The sequence below is a fragment of the Wenyingzhuangia fucanilytica genome (genome assembly GCF_001697185.1).
Lineage (GTDB): Bacteria > Bacteroidota > Bacteroidia > Flavobacteriales > Flavobacteriaceae > Wenyingzhuangia > Wenyingzhuangia fucanilytica.
Genome location: NZ_CP014224.1, coordinates 2,557,628 through 2,576,932, shown reverse-complemented (window position 1 = coordinate 2,576,932; position 19,305 = coordinate 2,557,628). Strand labels below are relative to the sequence as shown.

At 31.8% G+C, this 19,305-nt stretch carries 12 protein-coding genes; 10 read left to right on the top strand and 2 right to left on the bottom strand.

Annotated elements, in window-relative coordinates; genetic code table 11:
* Nucleotides 1–5 precede the first annotated feature (5 nt).
* The 10 genes from AXE80_RS10355 to AXE80_RS10310 all read left to right on the top strand — a co-directional run bounded on the left by AXE80_RS10355 (nt 6) and on the right by AXE80_RS10310 (nt 15,494).
* Complete coding sequence (locus AXE80_RS10355) at nt 6–1,754, top strand: RagB/SusD family nutrient uptake outer membrane protein (RefSeq protein ID WP_068827001.1); 1,749 nt, start codon at nt 6–8, stop codon at nt 1,752–1,754.
* A 31-nt stretch (nt 1,755–1,785) separates the two neighbouring features.
* The gene (locus AXE80_RS10350) at nt 1,786–4,140 is read left to right on the top strand and encodes a glycoside hydrolase family 3 N-terminal domain-containing protein (RefSeq protein ID WP_068826998.1); all 2,355 of its coding nucleotides are present in this window, start codon (nt 1,786–1,788) and stop codon (nt 4,138–4,140) included.
* A 13-nt stretch (nt 4,141–4,153) separates the two neighbouring features.
* Nucleotides 4,154–5,845, top strand: a complete 1,692-nt coding sequence (locus AXE80_RS10345; protein ID WP_068828858.1) for a sulfatase family protein — start codon at nt 4,154–4,156, stop codon at nt 5,843–5,845.
* Nucleotides 5,846–5,956: 111 nt separating this feature from the next.
* A complete protein-coding gene (locus AXE80_RS10340; protein ID WP_068826996.1) occupies nt 5,957–7,354 on the top strand; it encodes a sulfatase in 1,398 nt (465 codons plus the stop codon).
* A gap of 1 nt (nt 7,355) precedes the next feature.
* Nucleotides 7,356–9,110 (top strand): endo-1,4-beta-xylanase, encoded by a 1,755-nt coding sequence (locus tag AXE80_RS10335; protein ID WP_068826995.1) that lies wholly within the window; start codon nt 7,356–7,358, stop codon nt 9,108–9,110.
* 4 nt (nt 9,111–9,114) lie between these two features.
* The gene (locus AXE80_RS10330) at nt 9,115–10,770 is read left to right on the top strand and encodes a sulfatase family protein (RefSeq protein WP_068826993.1); all 1,656 of its coding nucleotides are present in this window, start codon (nt 9,115–9,117) and stop codon (nt 10,768–10,770) included.
* Between the two features lie 235 nt (nt 10,771–11,005).
* Complete coding sequence (locus AXE80_RS10325) at nt 11,006–11,353, top strand: hypothetical protein (RefSeq protein WP_068826991.1); 348 nt, start codon at nt 11,006–11,008, stop codon at nt 11,351–11,353.
* 47 nt (nt 11,354–11,400) lie between these two features.
* Nucleotides 11,401–13,149 (top strand): glycoside hydrolase family 5 protein, encoded by a 1,749-nt coding sequence (locus AXE80_RS10320; protein WP_068826989.1) that lies wholly within the window; start codon nt 11,401–11,403, stop codon nt 13,147–13,149.
* 122 nt (nt 13,150–13,271) lie between these two features.
* Nucleotides 13,272–13,994: a T9SS type A sorting domain-containing protein gene (locus AXE80_RS10315; RefSeq protein ID WP_157359391.1), complete on the top strand. Its 723-nt coding sequence runs from the start codon at nt 13,272–13,274 to the stop codon at nt 13,992–13,994.
* 306 nt (nt 13,995–14,300) lie between these two features.
* Nucleotides 14,301–15,494 carry a hypothetical protein gene (locus AXE80_RS10310; RefSeq protein WP_068826984.1) on the top strand — a complete coding sequence of 398 codons (1,194 nt, stop codon included), beginning with the start codon at nt 14,301–14,303 and terminating at the stop codon, nt 15,492–15,494.
* A gap of 106 nt (nt 15,495–15,600) precedes the next feature.
* On the opposite strand, the gene AXE80_RS10305 is transcribed toward AXE80_RS10310, so the two are convergent.
* Both AXE80_RS10305 and AXE80_RS10300 read right to left on the bottom strand, forming a co-directional pair.
* Nucleotides 15,601–18,279, bottom strand: a complete 2,679-nt coding sequence (locus tag AXE80_RS10305; RefSeq protein ID WP_068826981.1) for a carboxypeptidase-like regulatory domain-containing protein — start codon at nt 18,277–18,279, stop codon at nt 15,601–15,603.
* Between the two features lie 58 nt (nt 18,280–18,337).
* Nucleotides 18,338–19,300 (bottom strand): DoxX family protein, encoded by a 963-nt coding sequence (locus AXE80_RS10300; protein ID WP_068826978.1) that lies wholly within the window; start codon nt 19,298–19,300, stop codon nt 18,338–18,340.
* Nucleotides 19,301–19,305: the final 5 nt, after the last annotated feature.

Genomic DNA, 19,305 nt, shown 5'->3' with positions numbered 1-19,305 from the left:
TAGAGATGAAAAACACAAAAAAAATAATAGGAATTCTAACATTATCGGCAACAATGTTTGTCAGTTGTGGTGATTTGTTAGAAGATGCTTTTGATAGTAAGTTAACAGTTGAACCTAAAACACAATATTCACCAGAACAGGTTTTCTCTACAGTAGAAGGTGTAGAAACAGCAGTGAATGGTATGTATTCACAATTGCAAGGATATGATTATTACGGTGCTAAATTACGTTTGTTAACATGGCCACATTCAGGTAAATACAATTCTAAGCAAGGAGCTAATCAAGATGCAAATACTTTAAATGTTACTAACACAAATATCAATTTAGATGCTGTGTGGTTAGGGATGTATCAAACCATTAACTCGGCTAATCAAATTATAGAAAATGTAGCTGATAAAGCATCTTTGTCAAATAGAGATACAAGTTTAGGTCAGGCATTCTTTATTAGAGCTATAGTATATTTTGATTTGGTTCGTTTGTTTGGAGAAGTACCGTTAAGAGTGGTTTCGCCAACAAAAGATGAACTTCATTTGGCAAATAGTACTGAGGAAGAAATTTATAGCCAAATTATAGCAGATTTAAAATTAGCTTCACAATTGTTGCCAGATAGAGGTCAATATAAAGATGGGAGAGTTTTAAAATATGCAGCAAATGCTTACTTGGCAAAAGTTTATGTAACTATTGCAGGTAGGAATGATGCAACGTTACATGTTTCAAACTTTGACCCTGTATTAGAATCTGAAATTAGTTCAGCTGTTATTACCGACTTTTGGCAAGAGGCAGCAGATGAATTGGATGAAGTTATAAATAATGGAGGATATACTATGACGACTACCTTTGGAGATTTGTTTGCAGAAGGTGTGCAAAATACTAGTGAATCTATTTTTGAATTACAATACGGTGCTTTTGGTGATGATAGATCAAATGATATTATTAGAGATGTAATTTCTACAGATCATCCATCTGTACCTGCTGGAAGTACAGTTTTTGGACGTATTAGACCAAATAAAGAAATGTTTAGTGACCATGTGTTACAGTATGGTGGTTTAACTGGTGCTGATTATGCTGGTAAAGACCCAGCAGTAGATTTTATTCCTGGAGGAAATGCAGGAAAAGCGGTTACCTTTGATTTAACAATTGCAGATCCAAGACTTACAGAAACTTATGTGTATAATAGTTATACTAGAACAAACAATGGAAATGAATTTAAGGTTTTCCCAGTTCAGAATAATAACAGAGGTAATAATGCATACCCATTTCTTAATAAATATAAAGACGCGTCTTATAATAATGTTACAACAAACTTAAATATTGTTTTATTAAGATATGCTGAGGTGTTATTATTAAGAGCAGAGGTTGAAAATGAATTAAACGGACCAGGGTCTGCTTATCAATATGTGAATCAAGTATTGTTAAGAGCAAGAACAACAGCTACAGGTACTACGACCTTACCGGCTGATTGGGATGGAACTTCTGTACCAGATCAAGATACTTTCCGTGAAAGAATTATGAAAGAATATGAGTATGAATTGAATGGTGAGGCTCATGAGTGGTTTTATATGAGAAGACGTGGTTTAGGACGTTTTGTTCAAGAAATCAAACATCATAACGAGGCTGTGGTTTTTTATGGTAGTGAAAATAATAAGGACGTTATTTTTGGTGATGGAGTAGATCCTACACCTTCTTCATTAGAAAGTGAGATGCATATTCCAATTCCTTTATCGGAAACATCAGCTAACAGAGATGTAAATTAATTAAAAGATATAATTTTAATCTACCCAATAAATGTTTAGAATAGTTAAAATAAATCTTTATGCATTGACAACAGCAGTATTACTGCTGTTGTCTTCGTGTAAAGAAAGTAAAAAAGACCAAAAAGATTTAGATTATTGGTCTACAAAATTGAGCACGGAGGAAAGAGTTGCCGATTTAATGTCTAAAATGACTTTAGAGGAAAAAGTAGCTCAAATGGTACAATATGTTGGTTTAGAACATATGAAAACTGCAGAAAACAATGTAAGTGCCGAAGATTTAGAAACCAGTGATGCTCATGCTTTTTATCCAGGTTTACACAGTAATGATGTTGCTGAAATGACCAAGCGTGGAGAAATTGGATCTTTTTTACATGTTTTAACAACTAAAGAAGCTAATTATTTACAAACACTAGCTCGTGAATCTCGTTTAAAAATTCCAGTAATTATTGGAATTGATGCTATTCACGGAAATGGATTGTTTAGCGGAGCTACAATTTATCCTTCTCCTATAACCATGGCAGCTACTTGGGATGATGATTTAGCATATAAAGCAAGTGCAGAAACTGCTTTGGAAATGAGAGCAACTGGAACACATTGGGCCTTTACTCCTAATATTGATGTCTTAAGAGATCCTCGTTGGGGAAGAACAGGGGAAACTTTTGGAGAAGATCCTTATTTGGTAGGAAATATGGGAGTAGCAACCATTAATGGATTACAATCAGAAGATTTTTCTGGGAGTGATAAAGTGGTGGCTTGTGTAAAACATTTAATTGGAGGTGGTCAACCTATTACAGGAATCAATGCTTCCCCTATAGATGTATCCAAGCGTACTTTATTAGAAGTGTATTTACGTCCTTTTAAAAGAGCGGTTAAAGAAGCTAATATTTATTCTATCATGACTGCTCATAATGAGTTGAATGGAGTTCCTTGTCACATGGAAAAAAACTTAATGACCAATATTATGAGAGATGAGTATGGTTTTAAAGGGTTTTATGTAAGTGATTGGAATGATGTAAGAAGAATTGATATTTGGCATCATGTTGCTACCGATTTTAAAGATGCAGTAAGATTGTCTGTAGATGCTGGAATGGATATGAACATGCACGGACCTTTATTTGCAGATTATGTGGTAGAATTAGTGAATGAAGGAAAATTATCACAAGCAAGGGTTGATGAAGCTTGTGCCAAAATATTAGAAGCAAAGTTTAGATTAGGTTTGTTTGAAAATCCTTTTATAGAGGAATCTAAAGTAGCAGAACAAGTGTTTACAACCAAACATCAAAATACTTCTTTAGAACAGGCTAGAAGAGGAATTACTTTATTAAAAAATGATGGAGTATTACCATTAAAAGCATCAAAAAAGAAAATATTTGTAGTAGGGCCTAATGCAAATAATCAAACAACTTTAGGAGACTGGGTTTCTTCTCAACCAGAAGAAAATACCATTACAATTTTAGAAGGAATTCAAGATTTAGCAAAAGAAAAAGGAGATCAAGTATCTTTTTATGATGTTGGTGAGTATGGTTTAGAAATTACAGATACACAAATAGCCAAATCAGCGAGCTATGCAAAACAATCTGATGTAACAGTAATGGTTTTAGGTGAAAATTCTTTCCGTCATGAGTGGGACAAAAAAACCACTGGTGAAAACATGGATAGAAGTACTTTAAAATTATCTGGTAGACAAATTGAATTGGCAAAAGCTATTATAAAAACAGGAAAACCTGTTGTAGTAGTATATGTAAATGGAAGTATTATAGCAGAAGAATGGTTAGAAGAAAACGTATCTGCTGTTGTTGAAGCATGGGAACCAGGTAGTTTTGGTGGTCAAGCGGTAGCAGAGGTTTTATATGGAAATGTAAATCCAAGTGGAAAGTTACCTTTAACAATTCCTAGATCTGTTGGTCAGATACAAATGATTTATAATCATAAACCAACAGCATATATTCACAAATATTATAATGAATCAAAAACACCATTACATCCTTTTGGGTTTGGGTTAAGTTATACCAACTATACTTATGGTACTCCTAAAGTATCTTCAGATGTGGTAACAAAAGAAGCACCTGTAACTGTTTCAGTTTCGGTAACCAATTCAGGAAATTATGATGGAGAAGAAGTGGTTCAGCTTTATATTAGAGATGAAGTTAGTTCTGTAACAAGACCTGTAAAAGAATTAAAAAAATATAAAAGAGTAGCTATTGCGGCTGGAGAAACAAAAGAGATCACTTTTGAATTAGGAGCAGAAAGTTTAGCGTTTTATGACTTTAATTTTGATTACTGTGTAGAACCAGGAAACTTTACCATTTTAACTGGTTCTTCTTCGGCAGATAAAGATTTACAATCTGTACAGTTACGAGTAGATGAAAAAATCATGTTCAATTAATAATCAATATATAATGAAAATCAATAAATTATTTAACAGTTTATTTGTTGTAGCCACCGCTATGCTTGTTCTTTCTTGTAGCAGTAGTAAATCAACAAATAACACAGCTCAGGCAGGAAAATCACCTAATGTTATTTATATAATGGCAGATGATTTAACCACACAAGCGATTAGTGCTTATGGTGGAATATATAAAGATATTGCTCCTACTCCGAATATCGATAGGTTAGCAAAAGAAGGAATGTTGTTTCAAAATAGTATTTGTACCAATGCTATTTGTGGACCTTCAAGATCATCTATTTTAACAGGTAATTACAGCCATGTAAATGGGTATTATAAAAACGAAAGTGGTGGTAAATTTGATGAAACTAAATGGACATTCCCAAGAGAATTCCAATCAAAAGGATATGCAACTAGTTTGTTTGGAAAATGGCATTTAGGATCAGAGCCAAAAGGTTTTGATGCGTTTAAATTTCACAATTCAGCAGGTCAACAAGGGCATTACTGGGATCCGGTTTTTAATGAAAATGGTAAAGATGTAAAACATACAGGATATGCTACTAATTTAACTACAGACTTTGCTTTAGATTGGCTAAAATCTAACAAGGATACTGATAAGCCATTTATGATGTGTTTACAATACAAAGCTCCACATAGACCATGGGAACCAGACCATAAATATGAAACTTTGTGGGATGATATTGAAATGCCTTATCCTGCAACCTTTAACGATGATTATAAAGGTCGTGAGTTAACTGCGGGTGATACTGAAATGACTATGGAATTTTTTAGTAGAAAAGATATGAAATTGCCTCAGCCAAAAGAAGGGTTTAAGGATTGGAGAGAAAGAATGGAGTGGCAATTTTTTGGTTCTAAACCAGACGAAGTTGTATTGCCAGAAGGTGTTACAGAGGATGGGCCAGAAGCAAGAAAATGGCGTTACCAAACTTATATTAAAGATTATTTAGCTTGTGTTAAATCTGTTGATGATAATATTGGAAAAGTATTGGCTTATTTAGATGAAAATGGATTGGTAGAGAATACTGTTGTTGTGTTAACTTCAGATCAAGGATTTTACTTAGGAGATCATGGTTTCTTTGACAAACGTTTTATTTACGAAGAGTCTTTAAGAATGCCATTAATTGTTAGATACCCTAAAAAAGTAAAAGCAGGTGTGGTATGCGAAGATATTGTAAAGAATATTGATTATGCTCCTACATTATTAGATATTGCTGGAATTCAATCTGAGCAAAAAATGCAAGGAAAAAGTTTTGCATCAATGTTAACAAAACAAAAAGCCCCAAAAAACTGGGAAGAAAAAGCATATTATCACTATTATGAATATCCTTTCTGGCACCATGTACAACCGCATTATGGTATCCGTACAGAAAGATATACCCTAGCACATTTTTACTATAATGTTGATGTTTGGGAGTTATATGATAACAAAAAGGATCCTATGCAAATGAACAATGTAATTAACGATCCTGCATATGCAGATGTTATTAAGGATTTAAAAGCTCAGTTAAAAGGATTAATGGTTGAATATAAAAACGATAGACCTTTAGAAGAGTTAAGAGTTATTACAGATACTGATTTTGGTTCTTTAGTAGAGAATGGTGAAAATGTAACCGTTCAAAAAATGATTTCTGCTAAGTATAGAGATAAAAATAAAGAAGAATCTAACGAAGATACAGAAGAGTAACTTAACGGAATTTAGTATCAATTATAGCAAGTAAATTGTATCGTAAATAATTGTAAAAGGATAGATGCTTGTTTTGCGTCTATCCTTTTTTATCATAAAAGAATTATAAATATGAAAACATCCATGTTCTTCAAAATGTTTTGGGTTTTATCCATTCAACTAGTTTTGGCACAAAATTCAAAACCGAATATTATTATTTTACACGTAGATGATTTAGGGTATCATGATTTAAGCTGTAATGGTTCTAAAATTTATCAAACACCTAATATAGACCAGTTGGCAAAAGAATCTGTGGTGTTTAAAAATGCTTATGCAAATTATCCTCGTTGCGTACCTTCACGTTATGCTATGATGACTGGAGATTATCCTGTAAAGGATGGAGATGTTCCAGATGATGGTTTTGAAATGTCAGATGTAAAAGACAGTAAAAACTTTGTTCATAAATTAAACAAAGCTGGATATCAAACAGCTTATTTTGGAAAATGGCACCTGGGAGATGAGGAGAGTAGCCCTAAAGGATTTGGATATGATGTTTCTGTAGCTGCGGGACATGCTGGGTCTCCAATTAGCTATATTTATCCTTTTAATACTCCCAAAGGACATAATAAAAATGTAAAAAAAGCTCCTATTAAAGATTTAGAAGAAATTAGTAAAAAAGGTGATTATTTAACAGATGTACTTACTACGCAAGTTCTTCAACATATTGATAGTGTTGATAAATCTAAACCTTTTATGGCAATGTTGGCTTTTTATGCTGTTCATCAACCTATAGAAGCTAAAAAAGAAGATGTTGATAGAAACAAAAAACAAATCAAATCTTTTGATTATGGAAATCAGCCAGAATATATTTTAGAAGGAACGGGTAGAACCAAAATGAGACAAGACAATGCAGAGTATGCAGCCATGGTAGAAAATATGGATGTAAATGTAGGTCGTGTTTTAAACGAGTTAAAAAAGTTAGGAATTGCAGATAATACCATCATTATTTTATCATCAGATCATGGAGGGTTGTCTAATGATGGAACCCATAAAAGACAATTGGCAACTTCAAACTTTCCTTTAAGAGCAGGAAAAGGTTGGTTGTACGAAGGTGGAATTAAAATTCCGTTTATGGTAAAGTGGAACAATCATTTTACCCCTAGAGTAGAGGAGAATTCTTTAGTAATGTTGATGGATGTATTTCCTACTTTGATTGATGTTGCTGGTGAGAAAAAAGTTTGTGGAGTAAACGGAAAGAGTCTTTTACCAGTTTTAAAAGGTAAAAAAGATTGGTCTGATAGGGAGGTGTATTGGCATTCATCAAAAGCAAGACCTGTAAATACTGGAGATGCAAAAAGTTCTGCAGTTAGAAAGGGAGATTGGAAATTGATTGATTTTTACGAAAAAGGAGTTGTAGAGTTATATAACCTAAAACAAGATCCTTACGAAAAAAATAATGTGGCTAAAGAAAACCCAAAAATTACGGCTTCTTTATCAAAGGATTTACAAAAATGGAAAAAATCGTTTTAAGATGATGCACTTTAAATCGCTATTGTTACTACTAAGTTTGGGAGTTAGTTCTGTTTTTTCGCAAGGGCCAATACCTACTAATGGAGAGAGTTTATTGGAGTATAAAAAACTTCAACACTTAAACATCAAAAAACAATTTGGAGGAATTTCTGTAGTCGACAAAGATTCGTTGATATTAAAATTTGACACCAAAGAGCAGCCAAAATTTATTTATGAGTTGTCTGCGATGTTTCCAACAAAATCATTTCAACCTAAAGAAAAACAAGTGTACTTGTTGGCTTTTGATGCAATTACTACCAAATCTAGTTTGGAAACAGGGGAGGCCAAATTAAGTTGTATTTTAAAGCAAAGCAATAGTTATAAGGATAATATGATTCAGACCATAAGTATTGCATCCAAGTGGCAAACATATTACGTGCCTTATAAAACAACTATAGTTCCTAATCCAAATGAATTTTCAATGGTTTTTCAATTTGGATATAGGCCACAAACTTTATTGATGAAAAACATCAAGTTTATAAAGTTTCCAGAAAACATAAAAATATCTGATTTGCCTAAAACTCAAATCAAATATGCTGGAATGAAAAAAAATGCAGCGTGGAGAAATGAGGCAAATGATCGTATAAAAAAAATCAGAAAAGGAACAGTTGAATTAGTTTTTACTGATGAAGATGATAAGCCTTTAAAAGATACTCAAATCAACGTGGTATTATCTAAACACAGTTTTCCGTTTGGAGCCGCTATTAATGCTGATGAGGTGCTAAATAACCCTGCGCAATATAGTTTCTTTAAAAAAACTTTTAATACTGCGGTGTTTGAAAATGATACCAAAATAAAATCATGGCATAGAATAAAAAATAGAGAAAGAGTTTTAAATGCTATAGAAGTTTTACGTCAAGACGGAATCAGATTAAAAGGACATGTGTTGGTTTGGCCAGGTTTTTCTTACTTGCCTAAAGAGGTTGAAAAAAATAAGGATCATCCTAAAAAGGTAATAAGTTTGATAGAAAATCATGTAACCGATATTGTTTCTAAAACCAAAGGGAAATTTTCATCGTGGGATGTGGTTAATGAAGCTTATACTAATAAAGATTTACAAGAAATTACAGGATCAGAACAAATTATTTACAATGCTTTTAAAGAAGTTAAAAAATTAGATTCTTCAATTGCAAGGTTTACTAATGAGTATGGAATTATAAGCAAAGGAGGAATTGATACTCAAAAACAAAAATGGTATTACGATTTTGTTAAAAGAATTGATGAACATACTAACGGTTTGGTTGATGGAGTAGGAATACAGTGCCATATGGGTACAGATTTAACACCACCTACAAAAGTCTTAAGTATAATAGATTATTATAGTCAGTTAAAAAAGGACATTAGTATTTCTGAATTTACCATGGAGATTGATGATGAAGAAATAAGATATCAATATACAAGAGATTTTATGATTGCAGCTTTTAGTAAACCCAATGTAAGCGAATTTCTGTTTTGGGGATATCATCAAGATAAAAACAATAAAGCGGCGTTTTACAATAAACAAGGAAGAATGACAGCTATGGGAGCTGCTTTTTATTCTTTAGTTCATAAAGAATGGAAAACTGTAGAGAATTTTAAAACCAATGAAAAAGGAAGTTATGAGTTAAAAGGTTTTTATGGAACTTATGAATACAAACTTTTGGTAAATGATAAAATACACACAGGAACCTTTAACCTAGAAGAAGGTTGCGATAAAAAGATAAAAATAAAATTATAAGACAATGAAAAATTTACTATTGGTAATATTAATGTTGTGGTCATCTGTTATTTTTTCGCAAGAAAAAAAATACAATGTTTTGTGGATTGTTACAGAAGATATAAGTCCTACATTGTCTATGTACGGAGATAACACAGCTAAAACGCCCAACTTAGATGCTTTGGCAAAACATAGTATGGTTTATAATAATGTGTTTGCTACTGTTGGGGTTTGTGCTCCTTCAAGATCATCAATTATTACAGGAATGCAAGCTACGGCTATTGGAACCATGCACATGAGAACAGGTTCTGATATTACTTCGTGGGGAAATAGAAAATACAAAGACACTACCATTAATTTAGATATCGAAGGTAAAATGGTAAGACAATATTCAGCTGTAATTCCTGAAGAAGTAAAATGTTTTCCAGAATATTTAAGAGCAGCAGGGTATTATTGTACTAATAATGATAAAACAGATTACCAATTTGCGGCTCCTGTTACAGCTTGGGATGTAAATGATGCATCTGCTCATTGGAGAAATAGACCCAAAGGAAAACCTTTCTTTGCTGTTTTTAATACCAATTTAACACATGAAAGTAAGTTGTGGAAGCACGAAAAATATCCTTTAACAGTTAAGCCCGAAGAGGTGAGTTTACCTCCATATTTTCCAGATACCGAATTGTCTAGATATACAGTTGCTAGAAATTATAGCAATATTGAAATGATGGATAAAGTTGTAGGAGATTTAATTACCAAATTAAAAGAAGATGGTTTGTATGATGATACTTATATTTTCTTTTACAGCGATCATGGAGGTCCTTTACCAAGACAAAAAAGAGCTATTTTAGATTCTGGATTAAAAATTCCTTTTTTAATTAAGTTTCCAAATTCATCAAAAATAGGTACTTCTGATAGATTAATTTCTTTAACAGACTTAGCACCAACAATGATGAGTATTGCAGGAATAAAACCAAAAAAGTATTTTAACGGAGAAGCATTTTTAGGAAAGTACGAAGCAAAACCTAGAGATTATGTATTTGGTAGTTCAGATAGATTTGATGAGGTTACAGATAGAATTCGTTCTGTAAGAAACAAGCAGTTTTTATATTTAAAAAACTTTTATCCAGAAAAAACAAAGTATAAGGAAATTGGATATAGAAGGCAAGTTCCTATGATGAACGAGTATTTTGATTTAAACGGAAAAGGAGAGTTAAATGATGTGCAATCAGATTGGTTTCAAACCAAACAACCAGAGGAGTTATATGATTGTGAAAAAGATCCTTTTAATATTCACAATTTAGCTAACAATCCTGCTTATGCTAAAGTATTAAAGACTATGCGTAAGGCTTATTTAAAAAAGGCAAAACATCAAAAAGATTATGGAGAGATATCGGAACATGTTTTGGTGAATCAAATGTGGCCTAATGGAGTTCAGCCTGTTACTAGTAAACCAGAGTTTACCTGTTTAAAGAAAAAAGTAAGCATTGAATGTGATACAAAAGGTAGTTCTATAGCTTATCTAATTTTAGACAAGCCTAATGCTAAATTAAATTTTAAAAGCGGATGGAAACTATATACAGAGTCTATTAAGCTTACAGATGATTTAAAAGGTAAATACATTTATGTAATGGCCGAAAGAATTGGGTATAAAACAAGTGAAATTATAAGTCAACAATTGTAATTTCAACAAAACAGGTACAATATCTGGTTGAAGAAACACCAATATTGTACTATACAAACTAAAATTTTTAGGTTAAAAAACCATGGAGCTCAGGCTTCATGGTTTTTTTTTACACTTAAAAGGTATAGAAATTGACAAAACACGCTAAAGCGCTGTGTTGTTTATTGTTAAATCTTAATCGATAGTGTAATTTTATAAATCAACTAAAGCTAAACTGCCCTAAAAATTATTAATAATGAAAAAGATTAAATTATTACTAGCTATCTTTTATTTGTTTTTGGCGACTAATAATGCTGTTGCACAAGATTGGAAATATTTAAAAGCACAAAAATCAACAGAAGAATTTAATAAACAATTAATCGGTTTAGATGATAGTGCTTCTTTAACCAAAGAACAAAAAGATAAAATCACACTTTTGTTTGTAGAAAAACTAGATAAAACAAAAGAAATTAAAGCGCTTGGTTTATCTAAAGAAGATGAAAAACAGCAATTAAGCGACTTGTATTATACAAATTGGAAAAAAACCAACGAAGTTTTAACGCCAATACAGCGAAAAGTATGGCAACAATCAAAAACGCAATAAAAATATTTACCCCTATTTAAAACTAACAATTATTACTACAAACAAACATGAAAAAAACTACTTTATTTTTTTTAGCATTATTTATTAGTGCGCAATTATTTTCACAAACAACCCCTACCCAAATGATTGCTAAAATGGGGAGAGGAATTAATTTAGGTAATGTGATGAGTGCTCCAATTGAAGGAAACTGGGCACCTGCGGTTGAAGAAACTTATTTTGACGATGTAAAAGCAAAAGGTTTTAAAACAGTTAGAATTCCTATTCGTTTTGATACTTACTTAACTCCTTTATCAAGTGTAAATTATACTGATGCTGGTGGGAACTATATTGGTAGTTCAGATGATTATACCCTTTCAACTGCATATTTGGATAGAATTGAACAAGTAACAGATTGGGCACTAAACAAAGGTTTAATTGCAATTATTGATGTTCATGGAGACCACTGGTTTTGGGATAGTTATAATGCATCAAAAGATGATTATAGAACTGGAGCCGATAGAGAAGCTGCGGTAGATCGTTTTAAAGCATTATGGAAAGCTGTTTCACTAAGATTTAAAAATAAGCCTGATGAACTTTTGTTCGAAATTATGAATGAAGCTTATTTTAGTATGTCTAAAGCAGATGTAGATATTATCAATCCTGCAATGTTAAGCATAATTAGAGAAGAGAACCCTACAAGAATTGTGATTGTAAATGGAGGAGGAGATAACACCTATAAAGCTCCACAGCAAATGGAAAGTTCTTTTTTAGCAAGTGATAATTATTTAATGGCTACTTTCCATTACTATGTTCCTTTTAATTTTACCAGTTCAGGTAAAGAACAATACACAGATAATGATTGGGGAACTCAATCAGATTATGATTTACTTGATACTCATTTTGATCAAGTAAAAACATGGGCTACCAATAATGGTAATATTCCAGTGTTATTGGGAGAGTTTGGAGCAGATAATGTAAATGGACACGATTATAGTACAGGTCAAGATGGAGATCATGGAGGGCCTGATGCAGCTTCTAGAAAAGAATATCACAGATATGTTGCCAAAGCAGCCATAGACAGAGGTTTTGCTTTTACTGTTTGGGATGCTGGAGAAGAGTCTAACAAAACAATTTACAAAGTTAGTGATAGAACTTGGGTAGAAGATATTATAGATGCCTTGTTTGATGGAGTTGCTGCTACTAAAGAGTTTAATTTTGATACTGATGGAGATGCAGAAGGATGGGGGAATTTAACTGTTTCAGGAGGAATTGCAACAGGGTCTACTTCTGTATATGCAACTACTACCGCTGCTGTAGATGCTTCTAGCTTTAACTATGCTCATGTATTGTTAAAAAACAATACTTCTAACGGAATGTTAAGAATGTCTTTTCCTCAAGAAAGTGATAATACCAAAAGGACATTTATAAATATTGATAATATTACAGAGAACAACTCTGATTTTGAATATATAGATTTTGATTGTACTGGACTAGATGGTTGGACAGCTACGGTAAACGATATAAAATTTCATGTAAAAGATAACGGAAATGCTGCATTTGTTGCTGATGGAACAATTGAAATAGATAAAATTATTTTTGATGCAAATTCATCTTTGTCAACCTCTACCATTCCTAAAAAGTTAAAAGATGTAATTGTGAGCTCAGATAACGGAACTATTTATGTTAAAGGAGCCAATTTAAAAGCAGTATATAGTATTACAGGTGTACTATTAGAAAATGCTAATTTAAGCCACGGAATTTATCTAGTAGTGGTTACAAAAAACAACCAAACAGAGGTTGTTAAGCTTGTAATTTAATAATTTAAAGGTGTTTTTTTAAGAATCTTGAAATTAAGGAGTTGTTAATATGTGCAAACATTTGTTAATGCAAATAAGGTTTGCTAACTTTAACAAACACAGAACTTAAAAAATATACTATTATGAGAAAAATTACTTTTATCGCTGCTTTGCTAGCAGTAACATTTATGAATGCTCAAAACTATCAGTTTGAAACGGATGGAAACAATGAAGGTTGGGCAGCCGTTAATACAGAGGATGTAAATGGAGATGACGGTGATACTGTAGATGATACAGCAGTAGCTGGAGGTATTTATACCTTAGATACAGATACAGGGTCTAGTTCTAAAATAAGATTAGGAGATGGAATTACTACTGTTTTTGCTGCAGCTAGTTATACTTACTGCCATGTAGAGTTAGGGGCTTTCGGAGGTCATGATCAATTAAGATTAGCTTTTGTTTCTACCTCTGAAAGTGTACCTCCTACGGGGGGGAAGAATCAAGGAACAACAGGTAATGAGGTTGTAGATATTGAATTAAATCATGCCAATTGGACAGATAATATTGTTCAAATTGATTTGGTTCCTAGAGATACTGGTGCTAGTAATAGTGCCACAGGTGGTTTGGTAGAATTTAAGCAAATTGTTTTTGACAACAATACAGCTCTGTTTATGAAAACAGTTGATGTAATACCTGGAGCAACTGTAAATGCAGCTAATGGAAATATTATGGTTAATGGTGCAAACCTAGATGCTGTTTACAATGTTACAGGTCAACAAGTAGGTTCTAAAGGATTGGCTTCTGGAATTTACATTGTTAAAATTTCTAAAAACGGAACTGTAGCAGCAGTAAAAGTAGCGCTATAATTACAACATAATAATATAAATAAAAACGCATCTGACTTCAGGTGCGTTTTTTTATGCTTATATAATTCATAATTATTAAAAAAGGTACAGGAATATCTCTTTAATAAGCTATCAAAACAAACATTTTATTCAGTATTGAATAGTACATCGTTAAAATACAACCGATTGTCAATCCACTGATTATAAGGGTTTGATGATAGTTATACCTTTTGTGATGATTAGTAGGTTTTATAAATGTCTAAAAACAAAAACCAACCAGTATGTTTTTATAGATTTGACAAATAACATAACTTAAATACGATAATTATGAAAAAAATTACTTTAATCGCTGCTTTAATCGCAGCACCTTTTATTGCCTCTGCGCAAACTTATGATTTTAATAATAGTAATGAAGGTTTTGTAACTGCTGGTGCTTCTATTAGTTTAACAACATCAGCTTCGGGTTCTGTTTTAGAATTTGGTACAGGAACACCGAGAATTGATATTACTACAGCGGATATTGATGCAAATACAAATAAATATGTGTTGATAACAGTTATTAATAATAACTCGGAAGCATTATTAATGAGTGTTGGTCATGCTAAAAACAATTCAGACAATACACAAACACGTTACGTAACTGGAGTACCAATTACTAACAATGGAGTTGCTTCTACTTATGCTATTGATTTAACTAACGCTGAGTGGAAAAATGATTTCCCTACTAGTGCTTCGGAGGCTGCAAATTTAACAGGAGCAGATGATGTTGCTAATATGGAATACTTTTTAGTAAGGTTTAAAACAGCAGCAAATGGAAACTTAACTGGAACCAGCGCAGAGAATGGAAATATAGTTATTTCTAAAATTCAATTTGCAGCTACTATTCCAACAACTGAGAGATTAACTTATGATTTTACAAATGATTATGAAGGGTGGTCAACTACGACACGTTGTACAGTATCAGCTGGGGCAACTGCTCTTACAATAACACCAGATGGTGGAAATAATGCGAAAGTAGATAATTTAATTTATCATGTAGATGCAAGTTCAAATCAATACGCGCATATAACACTTACTAATAATTCATCTGTAAATAATCAATTAAAAGTTGTAGCAAGTACATCAGCGGGTTCGTTAACAAAAACAAAAACAATTACATCAGGAACTCAAACTATTGATTATGATATGGCTAATGCTAACTGGACAGGACAAGGTAATACAGTTTCATTACAACTAGTTATTGATAATGATGTAAATTCTGCAAACGTAGATGCTAATACGTTGGTTATTGATCAAATAGTTTTTGATAATAGTACAAGTTTAGGAAACTCTTCTGTAAGTAAAATAGAAGGAGCAGTAGTAAGCACTAACAACGGAAATATTACTGTAAGTGGAGCAAATTTAGACGCTGTTTACAATGTTGCTGGTCAACAAGTAGGTACAACTGGGTTAACTGCTGGAATTTATATTGTAAAAATATCTAAAGGAGCTAATGTTGCTGCTGTAAAAGTTGCTTTATAAGCTTAGATTTTAAAATATAGATAATTATAATACCCCTTAATATATCTATCCCCATTATAGCAAAAGGCTTTCATAATTATGAAAGCCTTTTGTTTTTTTATAAAGTTTAGTTTTTAAAGTTATACCTAAAACTAAGCATGGCATATTGCTGTAATACCTCATAAGTATCTGTTGTGTTTTTACTTTCAGAGAAACTTCTGGTGGTATTGTTGTATTGGTTTAAAATATTATATACAGTTAATTTAAGCTTGGCTTTATTTGGAATTAAGTTATAGTTCGCTGTAATATTCCAAATGAGCGCTTCTCTTCCATAACCTTTTTCAAATTGTGGGTTATAATTGTATTGTATTTGGTTGTATAGGGTAAATTTTTCTGGAGCAAAGGTAGAAAAATCTATCCCCATGGTATGTTGGGTAACAGATTGGTCTTTGATATTATCTGTAGAAAATTGTGTTTTGTTTAATGATAATTTATAAAAAGGAGAGATTTCAAAAATATCATTATAATTTAATTCTGTATAAAAAGAAGGACTTAAAGCGGCATAGTGACTTTTGTATAGAATATCGTTAATTAAATGTGAATTATCTCCAACATTGGCATTCCATTTCATTTTTATGCTATAAAAATAGGGTGCTTTTTTATAGTCTTTAGAAATACTTCCTCTTAAAGAATATTGATTGTTACTACTATTATTAATATAAGTTCTAGTAGTTACCAAATCATCCGGGTTTACATTTTCTACATCAATAATTTTATCTGTTACGGTGCTATATGTTAGCCTGTTGTAAATAAATACTTTGCTCTTTTTAAGAAACATCCTCATGTTTACACTAGCAGAGTGTTCTAGTTCTCTTTTAAGTGATGGATTACCAATTCTAATAAATAAAGGATTGGTGTTGTCTGTAATGGTTAATAGTTCACTAGCTCTAGGAATATCACTATCAGTTTTGTAATTAAGATCTAAAAATAAATCATTTGGAAAACGATATCTTAAGTTTGAGTATAAAATAATATCGTTAAAATCTCTAGAAACACCAATATCTCTACTTAGTTCATCATTAGTTAATCTTGTGTGTAGCTTACTTGCTTTAAATCTGTACTGAATTTTTTTAGATCTGTATCCGTATCCTATTTGATGTTCTTTTTTTTCGGTATTAATTATTTGGTCAAAACTAATACTAGAATTTAAACTACTAGAGTTGTTGCTCTCATCAATATCAAATACTTCTTTAACGTTGTCTTGATTTTCGGTAGTGCTAATAAATGCATATTCTATATGATTTTTACTCCCAAGTCTTTGATTGTATTTTAAAGTGTGTTTATATTCTTTTACTTTGTTGTTTTGCTGAATTTGTTGATTTCTTAAAATAGTTCTAGCATTGTTTCCAAAAATATCTGTTTTTGAGATGTTGCCCGTTTTGTTGTCGGAATCTTTTACTGCTGTATTGATTCTGTAATTAATATAAGAGTTTAGTTTAGGGAATCTATAAATAGCACTAAGTGATGAATTTAACCTTCTGTAAATTTGTTTGATTTTATTATCTGATTTACTTGTATTGATAAGTGTTTCAGAACTGTCTTCTGTACTTTTGTCCCTTTTGCTAGAATAATCTCTATCTCTGTAATAAAGCTTAGCATTGGTAAAAACTTTAAAGTTTTGGGTAATGTTGTTGTTTAGTTTGATATTGGCATTATGAGAAAAGTTTTTATCTTCTTGCTCTGTGTTTTGTATGCTGTAATTGGTACTGTTTGGTAATAAATTTTCGCTATCGGTTCTATAGTTTCTTACTTTGTTATTGTTAGAATAAAGATAATCTATATTTATTCTATCGCCATTTTGTAGTTTGTCAGAATAATTGGTACCAATGTTACTTTCTGTATTTATAGATCTTGAATTGTCTATTGAGTTTACACCATCGTCTTCATCATAACTAAGGTTGTTTTTGTTTACATTGTTGGCAAAAGCAATGGCGGTAAATAGAGATTTGTCTTTAAGTCTGTTAAATACTCCATTAGCTTCGTACCTATTATTAGTCCCTAATCCAGCAATGGCATTTCCAAACATATTCCCATTTTTTCTTTTTTTAAGAATAATGTTAATGGTTTTTGCTTCTACAGCACTGTCGTTGGTTTTAGTAAACTCTTCTTCGTCAGTTTGGGTATTAGTGATTTCTATTTTGGCAATAATATCTTTGTCAATTACTTTCATAGCAATTTTAGGATTATTGCTAAAAAAAGGTTCACCGTTTACTAAAATCCTTGTTACATCAACTCCGTTTACTTGTATGCCTCCAGTTTCTAAATCGATAGAAACACCGGGTAGTTTTTTTAATAAATCTTCGGCAACAGCATCGTCTCTAGTTTTAAAAGCAGAAGCATTAAATTGAGTAGTATCATTTTTGATAAGTACAGGAGGAGTCGCTGTAATAACAATGGCGTCTAAATTTTCTGCAGAAGAGTTTAGGGTAATTTTACCTAAATCAATTTTTTTGTTTTTAACTGTAACAGTTTTTTTAAAAGTAGTATATCCTATATAAGAAATTACTACAGAAATACTATCATTTAAAGTTTTTCCCTCTATAAGAAAACTTCCTTTTTCATCAGAAAAATCATAAGCTATTAACTGATGGTTTTTGGGGTCTTCAAGCTGTACAGTGGCAAAATCAATAGGAGATTTTGTTTCTTGGTCTGTTATGCTCCCTTTTACTTCAATACTTTGTGCGTGCGTAAGGGTGTTAAATAAAATAAATAATAAAAAATGAAGTTTAAAAAAAAAGCCTTTCATTGTTGAGGTAATTGATTTAGTTGATTAACTAAGACCGCAAAAATGATGCAAAGTTTAATTATAGCTTAATATTCTCTATATTCTTCCAGTTTTCTTTTTGGGTAACAGTGGCGTTTTTGATGATTAAAATTCCAGGATTAGCCCTTACTATGGTTTTTAAAGTAGTAGCATCGCAGAATAAAATTTCAAAAGGTAATTTATGATCGTCAATAGTTTTTTTAACCAAATTAGAGCTACTACTAGAAAGTGCATAAACTAAATACCCTTGGTTTTTAGCTTCATTGGCTAAGGCAACAATATTTTTCCACGATTCTTTTTCGCTGTGTTCAAGATTGTTAGCAACAATTAATAATGCTTTTGGGGCATTTAAAATGGTTTCTGTTAAATCTTCTGTGTCCGATTCTAAATAAAAATCATGTACAGGAGGAATTTCGCCATCTTCGTTATATTTCATTCCTTCTTTGATGTTTTTCCCAACAGCATAAGGTCTAAAATCAATAAGGGGTAAATAGGTTAGTACATGATAAACGATATACAAAGAAGAAAATACAGATAGAAATATCAACCATTGATTGATATTTTTTCCAAACAAAGGTTTGATGTGTTTATGAGCAAATAACATCCAAAGGATTAGTATAATAAATACAATGTTTTTGTAAAAAGTTTCCCAAGGAGATAGTTTTATAGCATCACCAAAACAGCCACAATCTGTAACTTTATCATAAAAAGCAGAATACCAGGTTAGGAATAAAAACAAAGCGGTAATTCCAAACAAACTACAAAGAGTTATTTTGGTTTTGTAACCAATAAGCAAAGCAAATCCTAAAACCAACTCAGTTACAATTAATAAAATGGCTAGTGGTAATGCAAAAGGAATTAAAAATTCTAAATTTAAAACATCAGACCCAAAATACTCTTCAAATTTATAGGCAGATCCTAAGGGGTCTACCAATTTTACAAAGCCAGAAAAAATAAATAATGCTCCAGTAAACAGTCTAAAGAGTTGGGTGATGAATTTCATAATAT